Annotated in this window: 16 protein-coding genes; 13 read left to right on the top strand and 3 right to left on the bottom strand. The window is 51.1% G+C overall.

The window, feature by feature from the left end:
* Positions 1–4 precede the first annotated feature (4 nt).
* The gene (locus DXH47_RS00080; protein WP_129031065.1) at positions 5–571 is read right to left on the bottom strand and encodes a GIY-YIG nuclease family protein; all 567 of its coding nucleotides are present in this window, start codon (positions 569–571) and stop codon (positions 5–7) included.
* A gap of 583 nt (positions 572–1,154) precedes the next feature.
* Here DXH47_RS00080 and DXH47_RS00075 point away from each other — a divergent pair.
* The gene (locus DXH47_RS00075) at positions 1,155–1,745 is read left to right on the top strand and encodes a DUF805 domain-containing protein (RefSeq protein ID WP_129031064.1); all 591 of its coding nucleotides are present in this window, start codon (positions 1,155–1,157) and stop codon (positions 1,743–1,745) included.
* Positions 1,746–1,845: 100 nt separating this feature from the next.
* Here the strand turns inward: DXH47_RS00075 and DXH47_RS00070 are convergent, their stop codons facing one another.
* A complete protein-coding gene (locus DXH47_RS00070) occupies positions 1,846–2,823 on the bottom strand; it encodes a polyprenyl synthetase family protein (protein ID WP_129031063.1) in 978 nt (325 codons plus the stop codon).
* A 100-nt stretch (positions 2,824–2,923) separates the two neighbouring features.
* Here DXH47_RS00070 and DXH47_RS00065 point away from each other — a divergent pair, with 100 nt between their 5' ends.
* From DXH47_RS00065 to rlmD, 12 genes are all read left to right on the top strand, one after another.
* Positions 2,924–3,835 carry a 1,4-dihydroxy-2-naphthoate polyprenyltransferase gene (locus tag DXH47_RS00065; protein ID WP_129031062.1) on the top strand — a complete coding sequence of 304 codons (912 nt, stop codon included), beginning with the start codon at positions 2,924–2,926 and terminating at the stop codon, positions 3,833–3,835.
* A gap of 92 nt (positions 3,836–3,927) precedes the next feature.
* The gene (locus DXH47_RS00060) at positions 3,928–4,503 is read left to right on the top strand and encodes a xanthine phosphoribosyltransferase (RefSeq protein ID WP_129031061.1); all 576 of its coding nucleotides are present in this window, start codon (positions 3,928–3,930) and stop codon (positions 4,501–4,503) included.
* Positions 4,504–4,615: 112 nt separating this feature from the next.
* Positions 4,616–5,776: an ATP-grasp domain-containing protein gene (locus DXH47_RS00055; protein ID WP_129031060.1), complete on the top strand. Its 1,161-nt coding sequence runs from the start codon at positions 4,616–4,618 to the stop codon at positions 5,774–5,776.
* Positions 5,777–5,967: 191 nt separating this feature from the next.
* Entirely contained in the window at positions 5,968–6,207 is a 240-nt protein-coding gene (locus tag DXH47_RS00050; RefSeq protein ID WP_170954909.1) for a type II toxin-antitoxin system prevent-host-death family antitoxin, read from the top strand.
* A gap of 183 nt (positions 6,208–6,390) precedes the next feature.
* Positions 6,391–8,643: a DNA helicase PcrA gene (gene pcrA, locus DXH47_RS00045; RefSeq protein ID WP_129031058.1), complete on the top strand. Its 2,253-nt coding sequence runs from the start codon at positions 6,391–6,393 to the stop codon at positions 8,641–8,643.
* 90 nt (positions 8,644–8,733) lie between these two features.
* A complete protein-coding gene (gene ligA, locus DXH47_RS00040) occupies positions 8,734–10,788 on the top strand; it encodes an NAD-dependent DNA ligase LigA (protein WP_129031057.1) in 2,055 nt (684 codons plus the stop codon).
* 39 nt (positions 10,789–10,827) lie between these two features.
* A complete protein-coding gene (locus DXH47_RS00035; protein WP_170954917.1) occupies positions 10,828–11,952 on the top strand; it encodes a CamS family sex pheromone protein in 1,125 nt (374 codons plus the stop codon).
* 231 nt (positions 11,953–12,183) lie between these two features.
* On the top strand, positions 12,184–12,489 hold the full coding sequence (gatC, locus tag DXH47_RS00030; protein WP_129031055.1) for an Asp-tRNA(Asn)/Glu-tRNA(Gln) amidotransferase subunit GatC: 306 nt from the start codon (positions 12,184–12,186) through the stop codon (positions 12,487–12,489).
* Between the two features lie 7 nt (positions 12,490–12,496).
* Entirely contained in the window at positions 12,497–13,966 is a 1,470-nt protein-coding gene (gene gatA, locus DXH47_RS00025; RefSeq protein ID WP_129031054.1) for an Asp-tRNA(Asn)/Glu-tRNA(Gln) amidotransferase subunit GatA, read from the top strand.
* Complete coding sequence (gatB, locus tag DXH47_RS00020; protein ID WP_129031053.1) at positions 13,966–15,387, top strand: Asp-tRNA(Asn)/Glu-tRNA(Gln) amidotransferase subunit GatB; 1,422 nt, start codon at positions 13,966–13,968, stop codon at positions 15,385–15,387. Before gatA ends, gatB begins: the two co-directional genes overlap by 1 nt.
* A 22-nt stretch (positions 15,388–15,409) precedes the next feature.
* Complete coding sequence (locus DXH47_RS00015; RefSeq protein WP_129031052.1) at positions 15,410–16,450, top strand: diacylglycerol kinase; 1,041 nt, start codon at positions 15,410–15,412, stop codon at positions 16,448–16,450.
* Positions 16,451–16,624: 174 nt separating this feature from the next.
* Positions 16,625–17,995: a 23S rRNA (uracil(1939)-C(5))-methyltransferase RlmD gene (gene rlmD / locus DXH47_RS00010; RefSeq protein ID WP_129031051.1), complete on the top strand. Its 1,371-nt coding sequence runs from the start codon at positions 16,625–16,627 to the stop codon at positions 17,993–17,995.
* Positions 17,996–18,097: 102 nt separating this feature from the next.
* Here the strand turns inward: rlmD and DXH47_RS12060 are convergent, their stop codons facing one another.
* Positions 18,098–18,313 (bottom strand): helix-turn-helix domain-containing protein, encoded by a 216-nt coding sequence (locus tag DXH47_RS12060; protein ID WP_170954916.1) that lies wholly within the window; start codon positions 18,311–18,313, stop codon positions 18,098–18,100.
* Positions 18,314–18,502: the final 189 nt, after the last annotated feature.

Genomic DNA, 18,502 nt, shown 5'->3' with positions numbered 1-18,502 from the left:
GGCACTAAGCCCCAGCGATTTCGTCAAAGGTGTAGTTGAAGTCATGTTGTCGCTTATCGCTTTGGAGTAACTTCTGTAGTTCATTTTCGTCGTCCGCCACAAAAGCACCACCACGGACGTTTCGAAATCCATGCGCTCGCATTTGGTTAATAGTCTCCAAGGTCTCTTGCTTTTTGAGGTCGGGAATTGGCGTTTCAGATGAAAACTCTAATAATTTTGCCAGGGCAATGGGGTGATGATGCGTGGTCCAGTAGGCACACTTGTAACCAGCCTCGTCTTCTCCATTGAAGTGAGAAGCAAGCCGACTACGTAAATGGCTTGTTTCGCCCACGTAGTAACATTGATCTTCTAGACGAAGAACGTATACGTAATCGTGGTGGGGATTGCTATCATAATTTTCAAAAAATTTCCAAGCACGAAGCATGAAGATTCGGTCGTTAAGTTGCTGCTTGTCACTGATTAGATCCTGAATTTGATTAGTAGCCGTTAAGAGTTGAACCTTTAAAGTTGCCACTGCTTTAATCAACTGTTGTATGTCAGAATCTGGTCTGGACGGTGTTGAGAAATTCATATGATATAGCCTCCTTAGATTTGAATCGGTAGAATTCAACCGGTTCTTGCCTTAAGAATAGCGCGTTTGAAAATGGTTTTGCTGTTAAATGATTTATAAATATTATAATCAAGACCTATAGATAGAAGAAAAGTCATGTGGTAAAAATGTGTAAGCTTGCCTGTAGCTAAAAAATTAACCCGATTGATCAAAATCCAAGACTTGACCGGTCGGGTTTAAAATTTATTGATAAAACAATTTTAATAGATTATCAACGTGTTAAATTGATGGTGGTTATTATTGTGGGCATTGATACTGTGGGTGTTAGACATGTATAATAATAGGGTTATGTGCCTATAGTTTGAAATGAAATTTAATAGTCATCACAAATTAACCAGCACATTATAATCATAGCTGGTTTTTAATTTTTCAGACAAGTCGTTTGAAGAGGAGATGATAATCAGAGTGCGGCGGCCTGAATCTTAATTAAGAATGGAGCGAATGTTGTCTTAAATCCAGCTGATGACTGATACATATGACTTGGAGTCAATCATGGACACGTGACTTACAAGCAAGCAGATAATTTAGATTAGAGGGAAACAACATGGAAGAAAATATGAAATTCTGTACACATTGCGGGCAACGCATCCCGTACTCTGCGCAGTTTTGTGAATTTTGTGGTGCTGCACAAAACGGACAAGGTTTTAACGCGGGGATGAACAACGGCCCACAAATGGCACCTAACCAGACCGTAAACGGCAGGGCTAGCCAACCGTATAACGAAAGTGGTCGACCAAGTATCATTAATTCGGGCAAACTTTTCTTTAAAGATGCTTTTCGAGTGAATAAGCGCATGGGAAGAGCTGATTATTGGTGGAGTGCCCTTGCCGTCTGTCTTGCTATGATGGCAGTTTGGGTACTTTGGCTACTTTTGGTTGTGGTTGGGTACATGGCGGGGTATGGAAGTGAAGCGGTCGGCGACATTGTTGCTGTCGCAGCAAGCTTGGCTATGGGGATTGGTTATATTATTTTAACTATTGCATCGCTAACCGCGGAAGTTCGAAGATTTCATGACGGTGGTTATTCAGGCTGGCTGTGGCTCCTCAACTTTGTGCCGTTTGTCGGCTCGATTATAACGCTTATTTTAGCGTGCCAACCCTCGAATTCAACCAACAATCGGTACCCTGTACAGTAAAAATAATAATGGCGAAATTGATTAATAAACTGCTCCAAAAAAAGAGGTGCTTCCACACGTGATGGAAGCACCTCTTTTTTGGTTAAACTATTTGCCAGTTCTAATGATCCCGCCGCAACAGCATTTTCGTCAACCGTAACAACTCCGTTTGAGTCTCTCCAGCGGGTAATTGTTCAATCAAGTTGAGCGCTTTGTCGGTCCATTCCGTGGCTAGTTGCCGGGCGGCATCGACGCCGTGATGCTGGTGGACTAATTCGCGCACGGCCAAAATATCGTCATCCGTCATCTCCTGGCGCTTCTTTAAGTAGTGATGAAAATCACGTTTAGCGTGTGGTAATGCCAACAGGAGGGGCAACGAGTAGACGCCGGAACGCAGGTCTTCTAAGATTGGTTTCTTAGTCTTGCGCGGGTCACCCGCGTAATCTAAAATGTCGTCAAGCATCTGGTAGGCGCTCCCCAAGGCAATCCCAATTGGTCGGGCGTTATCTTGGACGATTTTAGGAGCGTGGGTCAACATTGCCCCTTGGTAACAGGCGAGCGCAAACAATTCAGCCGTCTTCCCCGCGATTTCGCGCAAGTAGGCGTCTAGCGTGGCATCCTCTTGATAGTTCAAGGCCATTTGACCAAGTTCGCCAGTCAGTATCTTATGCATGGCATTGATATGCGTTTGAATCAAATATGTATCACTGGTGGACTTTAAGACCTGGTCGAAGTAGACCGTAAACATGAAATCACCGGCATAAATAGCGTTGCGTTGGCCGTACTTCATTTGAATGGTCCGTACGCCGCGCCGGGTCGGGGATTCATCGATGACGTCGTCGTGAATCAACGTGCCCACGTGTAAGATTTCTAACGCTGCCGCCCCGGCACGCAAGCGTTCTGCAGCCACTGGTTCGCCAAAGGTGGTAAATAAATAAAAGTACCCGGGACGTAAGAACTTGCCGCCGGATTCTAATAAGGCTAATATTTTACTGTGGATAGGTCGGTTGGCCAATTTTACCGCATCCAGCAGATAGGGCTGTAACGCGTTGAGTTCTGGCGCAACCTGCGGGAACTGCCGCCAAAGTTGTTGATCCATACTGCACCTCGTTCGTTAGTCAAAATTAATCTTACCGACAACTGGAAACGTTGTCAAACAAAGCTGCCCTAGTCGGGTGACGAAATAGGGGGAAATGATTGTGAACTTACAAGTCTTTTTGGAACTCGTGGAAATCAAAGCTAAGATTGCGTCCGTTTGGCCATTTTTATTAGGCTTGATCTTCGTCTTCTATAACTTCGGGCACCTCAACGGTGGATTAAGCGTACTCTTTTTCATCGCGATGTTTTTGTTCAATATAGCTGTCGATATCAATGACAACTATCAAGATTACACCAAGGCCGACGATAATCAAGCGGCCGAGTGGAAAAAGCACACCAATGTGATTGGGGTACACCACTTGAACGTGCGTGGTATTTTTACGTTGATGGCTAGTTTCGCCGGTGTGGCGGCCCTCATCGGGTTATATCTGGTCTGGGTGACCGGCTGGCCGCTACTCGTGATGGGGCTTTTCTGCTTTCTGGTCGGGTACATCTACGCCGGTGGCCCGAAACCGTTGTCCGGCACGCCGACCGGGGAGTTCTTCGCCGGTTTCACCATGGGCTTTATGATCATGGCGATTACCGTTTACTTAAACTTGTATCAGACCGATGCGTTGACGATGACGCTATGGTGGCGGGTCTTACTGGCTTCAGGGGTTGCCGTGATGGCCATTGCGGCGTTATTACTGGCGAACAACATCTGTGACGCCAAGGAAGATTTGGAACTGAACCGAACGACCATCGTCTACTATTTAGGCACGCGCAAGTCGTTGTGGTTGTTCGCCGGATTCTACATTGTGGGGTACCTGTCATTGATTGCGAGTGTCCTGTTAGGTGATTTGCCGATTTGGACCTTACTAGCACTGGTCAGTTTGATCCCGGTCACGAAAAATATCCGCGCCTTTTTTCAAGTCCACGTCAAGAAGCAGACTTTTATTTTGGCCGTCCGTAATCTGGGACTCTTTGCCCTCAGCACGGTGGTTGCCGAGGCGCTAGGCTTGCTATTGGCTTAAAGTTGCCTAAATTTCTGGGGCTAGTCGTTGTTTTTTGGCGGGGGATTCGGGTAAAATGGAGGTTAATCTTTAAAAGGCAAACGGAGGCTATCATGAAAATATTAGAGGATCGCATTTTACAGGACGGCACCATCTTACCGGGTGATGTGTTGAAGGTCGACAACTTTTTGAACCACCAGGTCGACCCGCAACTGATGGATCAGCTGGGTGCCGAGTTCGCCCGGCGCTTCAAAAACGCCGGGGTGACGAAGGTCCTCACGGTCGAATCTTCCGGCATCGCGCCCGCGGTCATGGCTGCATTGCACTTAGGCGTGCCGATGATTTTTGCCCGGAAACACAAGAGCCTGACGTTGACCGACCATTTGTATACGGCCAAGGTCTATTCTTACACTAAGCAGGGCAATAACGACATTTCTATCGACCGCCGGTTCTTGTCCGCCGATGATAACGTGTTAATTATTGATGATTTCTTGGCCAACGGGCAGGCCGTTCAGGGCTTGCTGGATATCGCCGAATCCGCTCAAATCAAGGTTGCGGGGGTCGGTGTGGTCATTGAAAAACGGTTCCAGAAGGGACACCAACTAGTCAAGGACGCCGGCTTGCCGCTAGTGGCACTGGCCAGCATTGCTAAGTTTGAGAACGGGTCGGTCACCTTTGCTCAAGATTAACCAACTTAAGGGTGAGACTTGTGTAATACTTGTCGAAACCGTAAACTAATAATAGTAGAGACTCAATGTTTTTGCATCAGGATTAAATTAAAAGTGGAAAGTAGGGAGTAAATTGGCGAATACGGTCTTATATCCAGGAGATACCATTGGGGTCATTGGGAGTAGCGAAAACGCCGCGATGCTCGTTACCAAGGCGCGTAAAATGGGTTTACGCGTGGGGGCGTACGGGTCTGACGAAACCAGCGAAGCGTTACAGTTAGCTGATTTTAAAGCGGTCGGATCTGCGAAGGATAAGGATAAATTACAGCACTTTGCTGAAAGCTGCGCGGTCGTCGTTTATGATTCCGATCACGTCAGCACGGACGTGGTGAAATTCTTGTCCCAGTACACCCGGATTCCGCAAGGTAGTGATCTGTTGGAGATGATGCAGGACCGGTTACTCGAACGGGCCTTCTTCGAACAACTCAACGTCAATATTGCCCCGTACGCCACCATCATCAGTTTAGATGACGTGTACCAGTCTATCAATTCGATTGGTTATCCGTGCGTGTTGAAGCCGATTCAAAAGGAATGGTCCCGGGGCCGAGAACTGGTCATCAAGACCCAAACGGACATCGCTAAAGCGGCAGGTTTGTTGGACTGGGGGACGTACATCCTTGAATCACAGATTGCTTATGATAAGGAATATTCCTTATTGGTCGCACGCGATGCCGATGGCAACCAGCAACTCTTCCCCATCATTGAAGCGCAATCCGTGGATGACCGGCCGTTTAAGACCTGGGTTCCCGCTAACGTGGACGCCGCGGTGGCTAGTGAACTGCAACGGATCGCCGGTGAAGTAGGCAAACATGTGAACTACGTCGGTGTCTTTGAGGTCAGCTGTTACCTCACGCAAAGCGGGGCCATCTACGTCAAGAAGATTACACCGGCGCCAAGTGAAAACGGCTACGTCTTTGCTGCTGCAGCGACCGTCGATGAGTTCGACGAGCACTTGCGGGCCATCTGTGGCTTGCCGTTAGCTGAGCCGAAGATTTTGACGCCTGCTGTGACCGTGGCCTTCATGGTCAGCCAGCAACCGGCAATGCGCACTCAATGGCAGATCAAGCCCAACTGGCACTTTACCTTCTATCACCTGCGGAACCAGCGCCCTGATGATATCATGGGTCATGTGGCCTTACAGGGGGATTCAGTGAAGACCATGCTGGACCAACTGGACGACACTGGTATTTGGTCAGCTAATGACGACGATGATGCTGGTCCAGTTGATGAGTAATTAAAAATAAACGTTATGAGTGGCGACTGTACCTGAAGCATATTTTGGGGCGGTCGCCATTTTTGGATAGTATGGTTTACAAAGTTGACGTTTTAAAGTAAATGAGAACTTTGCGTGAGCTTTTTGGCCGCCGAACGCGTATGATAAGAACGAATGAATTTGCCCGTTGCCCAGCCAAGGAGGTCTTCATGATGGAACATGTTACGGATTCAGAGCTACAACGTAAGCTTTGTCACTACTTGAACGGGGTAACGGACCGTCAAAAGCCGGTGATGGTCACCACGGGCGCCGGTGAAGAAGTCGTTTTGATTTCGGAGGCCGACTACCAGAATCTGCGAGCTAATCAACGGATCTTAGGTGACCCGCAACACCAAGTTTGGATTCAAGCGCTCTTACGACAAGTCCAGGACAAGGCCGTACATACATCTTAGAACGGTCAAGTAAATGGATAACTTAATTCGGGTAGGTCAGGGTCGGCAGACGCCTAGCCTACCCGTTTTCGTGTGGCAAATTCGCTGGAGAAATTTTCCCTTAAAATCGACCCGGACGCCAGCGGAACGTATGTTTCTTTGGTATAATGGTCAGGACTAATAACAGAGAGGATTGTGTTCACGGTGGCAGGAGAAGAATTATTGACGGGCATGAATGACAAACAAACGGAGGCCGTGCTGCAGACGGAAGGACCACTCTTGGTCCTAGCCGGCGCCGGCAGTGGAAAGACCCGCGTGTTGACCCACCGGGTAGCTTATTTGATCGAACATAACCACGTGTTGCCGTGGCACATCTTGGCGATTACCTTTACCAATAAGGCCGCCAAAGAAATGCGCGAACGGGTCATCAAGTTGTTGGGCCCGGATGGTAGCGACGTGTGGGTCTCGACGTTCCACGCCCTGTGCGTGCGGGTCTTACGGCGCTACGCCGACAAATTGGGGTACACGCGGGCTTTTACCATCGCGGATAGTGGCGAACAACGGACGCTGATCAAGCGGACCTTGCGCGACTTGAACTTAGATGTGAAGAAATTCGATCCCCGCTCGGTGTTAGGGGCCATTTCCAACGCTAAAAACGCCCTACAGACGCCAGCTATGATGGCGGCCAATGCGGGAGACCCCTTCAAACAAAAGGTCGCGGAGGTCTATGACCGCTACCAACATGCCTTGAAGGCCAACCAAGCGATGGATTTCGACGATTTGATTATGTTGACCATCCAGCTGTTTCAGCAGGATAAAGACGTCTTAGGCTACTACCAGGACAAGTTCCAGTACATCCACGTCGACGAATACCAAGATACCAACGATGCGCAGTACATGCTGGTCAACATGTTGGCTAAAAAACATGAGAATCTTTGTGTCGTCGGGGATGGCGACCAGAGTATCTATGGCTGGCGGGGCGCCAATATGGAGAATATCCTGAACTTTGAACGGGATTATCCAGGCGCCCACGTGACGTTGTTGGAGCAAAACTACCGCTCGACCAAGACCATCTTGCAGGCGGCCAACGACGTCATCCAGCAAAACGTCAATCGGAAGAAGAAAGATCTCTGGACGCAAAACGACCAGGGTGACAAAATCTCATATTATCGCGGGCAAAATGAAAACGATGAAGCCCATTACGTCGTCGCTAAGATTCAAGAAGAGATCGACCAGCACCACCGCGGCTACGGGGACTTTGCCATTTTATACCGGACCAACGCGCAGTCACGGGTGATTGAAGAAACACTGGTCAAGGCTAACGTGCCTTACACCATCGTCGGGGGCCACAAGTTCTACGACCGCAAGGAAATTCGCGATGTTTTGGCTTACTTGACGTTGATTGCCAATCCCGCCGACTCCTTGAGTCTAGAACGCATCATCAACGAACCCAAACGTGGCATCGGGGCGACTAGCTTAGAGAAGCTTCGTGACTTTGCCGATTACAACGACTGGAGTGAGTTGGAAGCCACCCAAAATGTGACGCTGGCTACTAACATCAGTACCCGCACCCGGAACGCTATGGAAAAGTTTGGACAAATGATTGCGGGCGTCCAAGCTACGGCGGCCACCAGCAGTGTATCGGATTTGACAACGGCGATTCTGGATAAGACGGGTTACCTCCAGATTTTAAAGGATTCCAAGTCCTTGGAAGCAGAGACTCGGGTCGAAAACATCGAAGAATTCCTTTCCGTGACGCAGAAGTTCGACAGTGATTGGGATCAAGCCGACCACGACGAGACGGACGATCGGTTGACGGAGTTCCTGGCTGATTTAGCCTTAGTCTCCGCCCAAGACGACGTGGATGAAGATCCCGCCGAGGTCACGTTGATGACGTTGCACGCGGCAAAGGGCCTCGAATTCCCCGTGATTTTTTTGATGGGGTTGGAAGAAGGCATCTTTCCGCTATCCCGGGCGATGCTCGAGGAAAGCGAACTGGAAGAAGAGCGGCGCTTGGCTTACGTCGGTATCACCCGGGCGCAGGACAAGTTGTATCTGACCAACGCCTATTCGCGGATGCTTTATGGCCGGCGGCAGAACAATCCAGAATCGCGCTTCGTGGGTGAAATCGACCCCGAATTGTTGCATCTGGACAACAGTGAGACCCAGCGCGGACTGACGCCGGGGCGTAAAGATATTCCGTTTGCCCGCCGGACGGCTGGTGCGGTCGTCAAACCGTACCACGGTAAGACTGGTCGAATTACCACCAACACCGGGACCGGAGCTGAGAAGGTTGCCTGGACCGTCGGCGACAAGGCCAGCCACAAGAAGTGGGGCGTTGGGACCGTGGTCAAGGTCAGTGGAACCGGCGAAGATGCCGAACTCGACATTGCCTTTCCAGAACAAGGGGTCAAGCGATTATTGGCCGCCTTTGCACCGATTCAACGTGTTGATTAGCCTGGTTAAAAGAATGGCTGAAAAAGGGTGAGCGCTGGTGGTTCTTGGCGATGCACCGACGATAATCCTAAAAGAGGGAGCGTTTCAGATATGACTGACAAACCCGTTCAAGAGATGACTGAGCAAGCGGCCGCTGAGGAAGCGGCGACGTTACGGCCCCAATTGCGCAAGTGGGGCCAACAATATTATGATGCTGACAATCCAGCCGTTGAAGATGACGTGTACGACCGTAACTATGCCCGTTTAGTAGCCTTAGAAACGGCCTTTCCGGCGTTAGTGACGCCGGATTCCCCGACCCAACACGTCGGCGGGAGCGTACGCGGTGACTTGCCCAAGGTCAACCACGATATTCCCATGTTATCGTTAGGCGATGTCTTTTCTATAGACGAACTGCGGGAATTCAACGACCGACTACGCAAGGACGTGGCCACTGAAGATACGACTGATGAGGGCTTCGACTATAACTGCGAATTAAAGATTGACGGCCTAGCGATTTCGTTACGGTACGAAAATGGCAAGTTTGTCCAGGGTTCGACGCGGGGCAATGGAAGCATCGGGGAAGACATCACCGATAATTTGGCCACCTTGCCATCGATTCCTAAAAAGTTGAGCCGGCCATTGACCATCGATGTGCGGGGCGAATGCTACATGCCTAAGCAAGCTTTCTTGGACTTGAACGCCCGGCGTGAAGCCGAAGGAAAAGCCCCGTTCGCTAACCCACGGAATGCGGCGGCTGGTAGTTTACGGCAGTTACATGTGCAGGTCACGGCGGAACGTAAGCTCGAAACTTTCATGTACAACATCGCTGACTACGAGCCACTCGACACCCGCACCCAAAGTGGGTTGTTAGACGAGCTCGCAGAATTGGGGTTTAGCACCAATCCGACCTACCAGGTCGCCCATAACATGGACGACGTGGCGGCCTATATCGACCAGTACCAAGCCAAACGCGCCGACTTGGCGTACGGCATCGACGGTATCGTGATCAAGGCCAACCCGTTACCGTTACAGCGGGCCATCGGGGCGACTGTCAAGGTGCCCCGGTGGGCGATTGCCTACAAGTTTCCGCCCGAAGAGGTCGAGACCGTGGTCCGCGATATCGAGTGGACCGTGGGACGGACCGGCATCGTCACGCCGACTGCGGTGATGGACGCCGTGAAGTTGGCGGGAAGTACCGTGGCGCGCGCGTCGTTGCATAACCCGGACTACTTGCAGGCCAAAGATATTCGTCTCGGGGATGCGGTCTTACTGCACAAAGCGGGTGACATCATCCCGGAAATTTCGAACTTCGTGGCGGACAAACGGCCTAAAGATGCCCAACCAGCGCCGATTCCGACGACGTGTCCGTCCTGCGGGGCGCCGCTGGTCCATTTAGATGAAGAAGTGGCCTTGCGGTGCATCAATCCTAGTTGCCCGGCCCAATTAGCGTCTGGAATGGCCCACTTCGCCTCCCGTAACGCGATGAACATCGATGGCTTGGGGCCAAAGATTGTGGCGCAACTCTTCGATAAGCAACTGGTCCAAGACGTGGCCAGTCTGTACCATTTGACCGCTGAGCAATTGTTAACTTTAGATAAATTTGGGGAGAAGTCGACCCAAAACCTCTTGACAGCCATTGACAATAGTCGCCATAATTCATTAGAACGCTTGCTCTTTGGCCTAGGCATCCGCCACGTGGGCGCTAAGGCCGCTCGCTCGATAGCGGAACGTTTCGGTGATTTGCGAAGCTTAATGGCGGCGGACACCGCGACTATCGCTGCCATCGACACCGTGGGGCAGATCATCGCCGATAGTGTGGTGACTTACTTTGCGACCGACCAGGCGCAACACTTGGTGGCTCGGCTCGATGCCGCGGGGGTCAATTTGACCTATACCAGTGGTGAAATCGTCACGGCACCGGACAGCCAGTTTGCGGACCAACGGGTGGTCTTGACCGGGAAGCTACAGAATCTGACCCGCCCCGAAGCCACGAAATGGTTGGAGACCCGCGGCGCCAAAGTGACTAGTTCCGTGTCCAAGAGCACCAACCTGGTGATTGCGGGTGAAGCGGCCGGGAGTAAGCTGACCAAGGCCCAGGAGTTGGGGATTCCCGTATGGGATGAAGCCCAGCTGAGTGCGGCCATGGCGGACGAAAATAACGGATAATCTTAGGAGGAAACAGTCGTGAAACGGTTACGAACCTTTATGGCCTTAGCCGCCGTCCCCTTGATTTTGGCGGGATGTGGTGATTTAGGCGGTTCGAGCGTGTCGACAAGCTCGAACAACAGTAAGTCGGGAGGCACCCAATTAACGGGGCAGTCTACCGATAGTGATTATGAAGGGGTCATTGAGAGTGGCCACTACCGGGTCAGCAAGTCACGGGGCGTGACCAACTCCCAAGACTCCGACAACACTTATAACCTGAAGAGTTTTGAAAATGGGATGTTGAACGTGTCGAAGAAGGTCTTCTCGACCAAGAAGTACGTCTTCCAGGAAGGGCAGTACCTCAGCAGCGATACCGTCCAGAACTGGTTAGACCGCAAGTCGAAGTCTAATTCGACGGGGTTGAACCCGGCGTCTAATGGGTCGAAGTCGCCGAACAAGCGGAACCCAATCTACATTCAGGCCTTGGAAGAACAGGACTACATGACCCAAAAGAACAATAAATTGTCCTTAGGCGGCGTGACCATCGGGATTGCCGTTAACTCGATCGACTACTACAAGAAGACCCAGTACGGGTCGACTTATCAGACCAAGATCAGTAAAGCCGAAGGAGAAGCCTACGCCAAGAAGGCGGCTAACACGGTCTTACAACGTTTACGGAAAAAGTCGGCGTTGAAGAACGTCCCAATCGTCATTGCAGTCTACCGGCAGGCATCTAACGATAGCCTGGTCGGCGGGAACTTCCTGGCTTACTCGACCAATAAGGCGGGTAAGACCAGCGTCTCATCGTGGACACCCCTCGACGTCAAGAACTACACCTTCCCGTTGCAAAGCGGCCAGAGTAGTCCGAACAGTAACGATTCTAGTGCGTTCTCGAACTTTAAGAGTGAGGTCGAGGACTTCTTCCCGAATCTGAGTGGGGTCACTGCGCAAGCCCAATACGATGGGAAGTCCTTGTCGGGGATGCACGTCAACATCACCACGCAGTTCTACAGTCAAACGGAAATCATTAGTTTCACGCAGTACTTGCAGACGACGGCGCAGAAGTACTTGCCATCGGGTGTCCCAATCGACATCACGGTATCCTCGACGGATGGGATTCAAAGTTTCTTGTCCCGGTCGAAGAATGCCAAGAAATTTAGTAGTCACGTCTTCAACAGTTATTAAAGTTTAACGTCACTTATGAGTGGTCGGTCCAGTGAAATTTAGTCAATTTCGGGACCGGCCACTTTGCCTGTTTGAATGGGGGGGTATGGCCACCAAATGGTAAAACGACCGATTTTTGGTGAGATTCTTTGGTGGTTCTCCGTTCTATGGTAGAATAGCAATGTATGTTTGCATTGTGGGATTTACGGTGCAAACGGGGATACCGGATAAATTAGAAAGAGGGATAAATTGATGGCTAATCGAATCAATCGTGAACAGGTCAAGCACGTGGCCGAACTGGCCAAGCTGGAGTTTACGGACGACCAATTGGACGCCTTAACCCCACAACTCGACGACATCATCGGCTTATTCGAGTCGTTGGGTGAAGTGGATACCACTAACGTGGAACCAACCAGTAGCGTCACGGATCAGCTTAACGTCATGCGCGACGATGTTGCCGAAGACTGGGGACAAAGCCACGCACTGTTAAAGAACGCACCGGATGCCGCTCGCGGCTACATCAAGGTGCCAACCATCATCGACGAAAGCGAGGATTAATCAATCTATGAATTATTTTAAGTCAGATCTCGCGAGTCTCCACGCTGATTTGGTGGCCAAGAAGATTAGTTCTAAGGAATTAACGCAGGCTACTTTTGACAATATCAAAGCGACCGACCCCAAGATTAGTGCCTTTTTACACTTAAACGAAGACCAAGCCTTAGCCCAAGCCGAAAAGATCGACCAAGCGGGCATCAGCGATGACCAGCCCTTAGCTGGGATTCCATTGGCCTTTAAGGACAACTTGGTCACCAAGGACGAACCGACGACGGCCGGCTCGAAAATTCTGGAAAACTTCAAGCCAGTCTACGACGCCACGGTAGTTCAAAAGCTGAACGCAGCCAAGATGGTCGCTGTTGGGAAGACCAACCTGGATGAGTTCGCCATGGGTGGTTCAACAGAAAACTCTGCTTTCAAAACCACCAAGAACGCCTGGGACCAAACCAAGGTTCCCGGTGGCTCGTCAGGTGGTTCGGCAGCTGCCGTTGCGTCTGGCATGGTACCCGCAGCCTTAGGTTCTGATACCGGGGGCTCAATTCGCCAACCCGCAGCCTTCAACGGTGTGGTCGGCATGAAGCCCACGTACGGTCGGGTCTCTCGGTGGGGCCTGATTGCCTTTGGTTCCAGCCTTGATGAAATCGGGACCATGACGCGGGGCGTGAAGGACAATGCCACCATGTTAAGTGCCATCGCGGGCCACGATGCGCACGATTTGACCACTTCGACACAACCAGTGCCGAATTTTGCGGCTGACTTGACCGCGGCCACTAACGTTAAGGGCCTGCGGATTGGGTTACCCAAGGAATTCCTGGCTGAAGGGGTCAACGATGACGTCAAGCAAGCCATCTTAGCCGCCGCCGACACCTACCGGAAGTTGGGTGCGACGGTCGACGAAGTCTCCTTACCGCACAATAAGTACGGGGTTGCGGCTTACTACATCATTTCCTCATCCGAAGCGTCCTCAAACTTACAACGGTTCGACGGGATTCGCTACGGTTACCGGGCGAACGACGTTAAGAGCTTAGACGACGTTTACGTGAAGTCCCGTTCCGAAGGCTTCGGTCCCGAAGTTAAGCGGCGCATCATGTTGGGGACTTTCTCCTTATCCGCTGGGTTCTACGATGCCTACTTCTTGAAGGCGGCTAAGGTGCGGACCGTCATTTTGAACGACTTCAAGGCCATCTTGAAGGACCACGACTTTATCTTGGGTCCGGTCGCGCCAACCACGGCTTACAATATCGGTTCCGAAGTCACGGACCCGATGACCATGTACATGAACGATATCTTGACGATTCCGGTCAACTTGGCGGGTCTACCTGGCTTGTCCTTGCCAGCTGGCTTCAGTCAGGGCTTACCAATCGGAATGCAACTGATTGGACGGCCGTTTGACGAAAGCACACTGTATAAGGCCGGTTACGTCTTTGAACAAAACACCGAATTTCATAACCAAATTCCCACGTTAGGAGGCCAAAACTAATGAATTTTGAAACGACCATTGGGTTGGAAGTCCACGTGGAATTAAAGACCAACTCGAAAATTTTTAGTCCGTCACCGGTAGAATATGGTGACGAGCCCAACGCCAACACCAACGTGATCGACTGGGGGTATCCTGGGGTCTTGCCCAGCACCAACAAGGGCGTGGTCGCCGATGGGATTATCGCCGCTTTGGCATTACACGCCACGGTGGAACAAAACACCCACTTTGACCGGAAGAACTACTTCTACCCGGATAACCCGAAAGCTTACCAAATCACGCAGGCCGACAAGCCTATCGGTCACGATGGTTGGATTGAAATCGACGTTGACGGTAAGAAGAAAAAGGTCGGTATCGCCGAAATGCACATCGAAGAAGATGCCGGGAAGAACACCCACGAACGTGATCATTCCTACGTCGACTTGAACCGGCAGGGGACGCCGCTGATTGAAATCGTCTCGAAGCCAGATATTGCGTCGCCGGCTGAGGCTTACGCTTATCTGGAAGCTTTACGGCAACGGATTCAATTCACCGGGATCTCCGACGTGAAGATGGAAGAAGGGTCCATGCGGGTCGACGTCAACATTTCTGTCCGTCCCGTGGGCCAAGATAAATTCGGGACCAAGACTGAGCTGAAGAACTTGAACTCCTTTACCTACGTTAAGCGCGGGTTGGAATACGAAGAAAAGCGGCAACAACAGGTCTTGATGTCCGGCGGGTCCGTCCGTCAAGAAACGCGGCGGTTCGACGAAAAGACCGGCGAAACGATTTTGATGCGGGTCAAGGAAGGGTCCGACGATTACCGCTACTTCCCTGAACCAGACCTACCAGCCTTACAGATTTCTGACGACTGGATCAAGGAACTCGATGCGGCCATGCCTGAAATGCCGACTGACCGGCGGAAGCGCTACGTCAGTGACTTGGGCCTAACCGACTACGACGCCATGGTCATCACCCAGACCAAGGAAATGTCCGACTTCTTCAACCGGATGGTCGACTTGAAGGCCGATCCGAAGATGGCGGCCAACTACCTGCAAGGGGACGTGAACGCCTACCTGAACGATAACCAGGTCGACTTGAGCCAGACCGACTTGACACCAGAAAACTTAGCCGGCATGATCAACTTGATTTCCGACGGAACCATTTCGACCAAGATGGCCAAGAAGGTCTTCAAGGCGGTCACTAAGGGCGAAGAACCCAAGGCGTACGTTGAAGAACATGGGTTGGTACAATTATCCGACCCAGCGAAGTTACAACCGATCATCGATGATGTGCTGGACCAAAATCCGCAATCTATCGAAGACTACAACAACGGGAAGAAGCGGGCCGTTGGTTACCTCGTGGGTCAAATCATGAAGCAGACCCACGGCCAAGCCAACCCTCAAGTGGTCAACAAACTCTTGATGGCCGCTTTGACTCACTAGAGAAAACACGGAGGCACCAAACATGCGTAAACGGGCACGGGTCATTTATAACCCAACCTCAGGCCGCGAGGCGTTAAAGAAAGATATGATCGACATCTTAGCGGTGTTCGAACAGGCGGGCTATGAAACCAGCGCCTACGCGACCACCCCAGCACCGCACTCGGCACGTGACGAGGCGACACGGGCGGCTAAGGCCGGTTTTGAACTCATCGTTGCAGCCGGCGGTGATGGGACTATCAATCAGGTAGTCAACGGCATCGCGGGTTTACCGCACCGGCCTAAAATGGCCATCATCCCGGCCGGAACCACTAACGATTACGCGCGGGCGTTACACATTCCCCGCGAGGACCCGTTGGCAGCGGCTAAGGTGGTCTTAAAAGATCAAACCATCAAGATGGACATTGGCCAGGCCGGCGAACAGTACTTTATCAACATCGCGGGTGGCGGTCTGTTGACCGAACTGACCTACGACGTGCCGTCAAACCTGAAATCCATTTTTGGGTACCTGGCTTATCTGATCAAAGGCGCTGAACTCCTGCCACAGATCAAACCGATTGAGATGGATTTGACCTACGATGGGGGCCACTTCCGCGGTAAGGCGTCGATGTTTTTGTTGGCGCTGACCAACTCGATTGGTGGGTTTGAAAAGATTGTGCCGGATGCCGCCTTAGACGACGGTAAGTTCACGATGATCATCGTGAAGACCGCCAGTATGCCGGAAATGTTGCGGCTGATGGGGTTGGTCTTGAATGGTGGTCGGCACATCAACGATCCCCATATCGTCTACGTCAAGACCAATAAGGTCACGGCGCGGCCCGTGCACGACCGCATGATGATCAATTTGGATGGTGAATACGGTGGCGATGCCCCCATGAAGTTCCGCAACCTGCGGCAACACATCGAAATGTACGCCAATCTGGATGCCATTCCGGATTCGGCCGTGACCAACGAAACGGCCGAGATGCTGGAAGCCGAAGAGAAATTCGTCAAGCAGGTCCAGAACTTGCCGGAAGACGAGGACGATACGGCTGATGTCTCATCGGCCAAAGGTGACCAAGACTAAACGGTGGTGGTTAACCGTTTGCCGAGGGCAACTTGCGAAATTGCTAGGCGATTTTCATGGAGCTTGCTGTCCACGTTGCATCATTTAAAGGGATATAGGTTTACGGGAAAGGGATTTTGCGTGATAATGGGGCAAAGTCCCTTTTCTGACGCTAGAAAATAATGAGGTAGATTAATGAAAATCAAAGCACCAGTGACTAAGAATCAACGGGTCGACGTGACTATCGCCGACCTGACGTATCAAGGCATGGGCGTGGCCAAGGTCGACGACTTTTCGTTGTTCGTCGAAAACGCCTTACCCGGTGAGCAGGTGACGATTCAGGTCACCAAGGTCCAAAAGCACTACGGGTTCGCCCGGGTCGTGTCGTGGCAAACAACGTCACCCGACCGAGTTGCCGACGTCGACAAGACTTACCGGCAAACGGGAATTGCGCCACTGCAACATTTGGCATACCCGGCGCAATTAACTTTTAAGCAACACCAAATCGAAGAACTTTTTGCTAAGGCTCACATTGATGTAACGGTCGACCCCACGCTGGGGATGGCCAACCCGACGCAGTACCGGAACAAGGCCCAAGTGCCGGTCCGGATGGTCAAGGGGCAATTGGAAACCGGCATTTACCGGCAACACAGCCACGAATTGATTCCGTTGACCGACTTTTACATTCAAGACCCCGAAATCGATAAGGCCATCGTCAAGGTCCGCGACCTCTTACGGCAGTTTGAGATCCCGGCCTACGATGAAATCAACGATAAGGGTGTCATCCGTAATGTGATGGTGCGGCGTGGCTACTACAGCCACGAGATGATGATCGTCCTGATCAGTCGCCAACAGAAATTACCTAGCCAGGCACAGCTGGTGGAAGAAATCCACAAAGAGATTCCGGCAGCGACGAGTATCATTTTGAACGTCAACGCTCGCCGGACCAACGTCATCATGGGGAACGTCACCCGGGTACTTTACGGCAAGCCAACGATTGAAGACCAATTGTTGGGCCTGACGTTTGCCATTTCGGCACGGTCGTTCTACCAGGTCAATCCGCAGCAGACCGAAAAACTTTACCAGATGGCCATCGACAAGGCTGGTTTGACCGGTAACGAGACCGTGATCGACGCGTACTGTGGGATTGGGACCATTTCTTTGGCCTTAGCCAAGCACACCAAGCAGGTCTACGGGGTCGAAATCGTCCCTGAAGCCATCGAAGACGCCAAGGTCAACGCGCAAAAGAACCACATCACCAACGTGGAATTTGCGGTGAACAAGGCCGAAGATCAGATGGCCCAGTGGCAAGAAGCGGGTGTGAAGCCTGACGTCATCGTGGTCGACCCGCCACGGAAGGGTCTGGCATCGAGTCTGATTGACAGTGCTGCCAAGATGGCCCCAGAAAAGGTAGTCTACGTGAGCTGTAACCCGGCAACGTTGGTTCGTGACGTGGCCCACTTCCAGGAGTTGGGGTACGCCATTGATGGCGCTATCCAGCCCGTGGACCAGTTCCCACAAACGCCACACGTGGAATCCGTGACGGTGTTAAAACGGGCGAAGTAAATAATTTGAACAATTGAATAAGACAAAAAGGAAGCCCCCATTGAAGTTGATGCTAACTTCAGTAGGGGCTTTTACTATTAGAAAAAACGATTATTAAGGAGATTAGTTGTGTTCACCAGCATGTTGTCGCCTAAATTGGGTAGGTGTCATGTTGAGCTTGGCTGTAAACAAGCGAAAGAGGGATGAAGGATTTTTGTAACCAATTTTTGCTGAAATTGTGCTGATAGGGAGAGTAGTGTCGAGCAAGAGGCCTTCAGCGATGAGCAACCTTTTTCGATTGAGCAGTTCACCAAATGATGAGTTGGTATAACTTTTTATTTTACGCGCGTTTTATAATCAAGTTAGCCAAATACTTTTAGCTAATTGATAAAATAAAAAACACCAAGATAAATCTCTGTTATCATTGATGTTCCTACACAAACAATGAAAGAGGTTATTGTCTTGATGCAAGAACAGAATACCACAGTCAGAAAAAAAGGTCAGCACCTAACTTCGTTTGAACGAGGC

Source organism: Levilactobacillus suantsaii (genome assembly GCF_004115745.1).
GTDB classification, from domain to species: Bacteria; Bacillota; Bacilli; order Lactobacillales; family Lactobacillaceae; genus Levilactobacillus; species Levilactobacillus suantsaii.
This window is presented reverse-complemented; position numbering and strand designations above follow the sequence as displayed.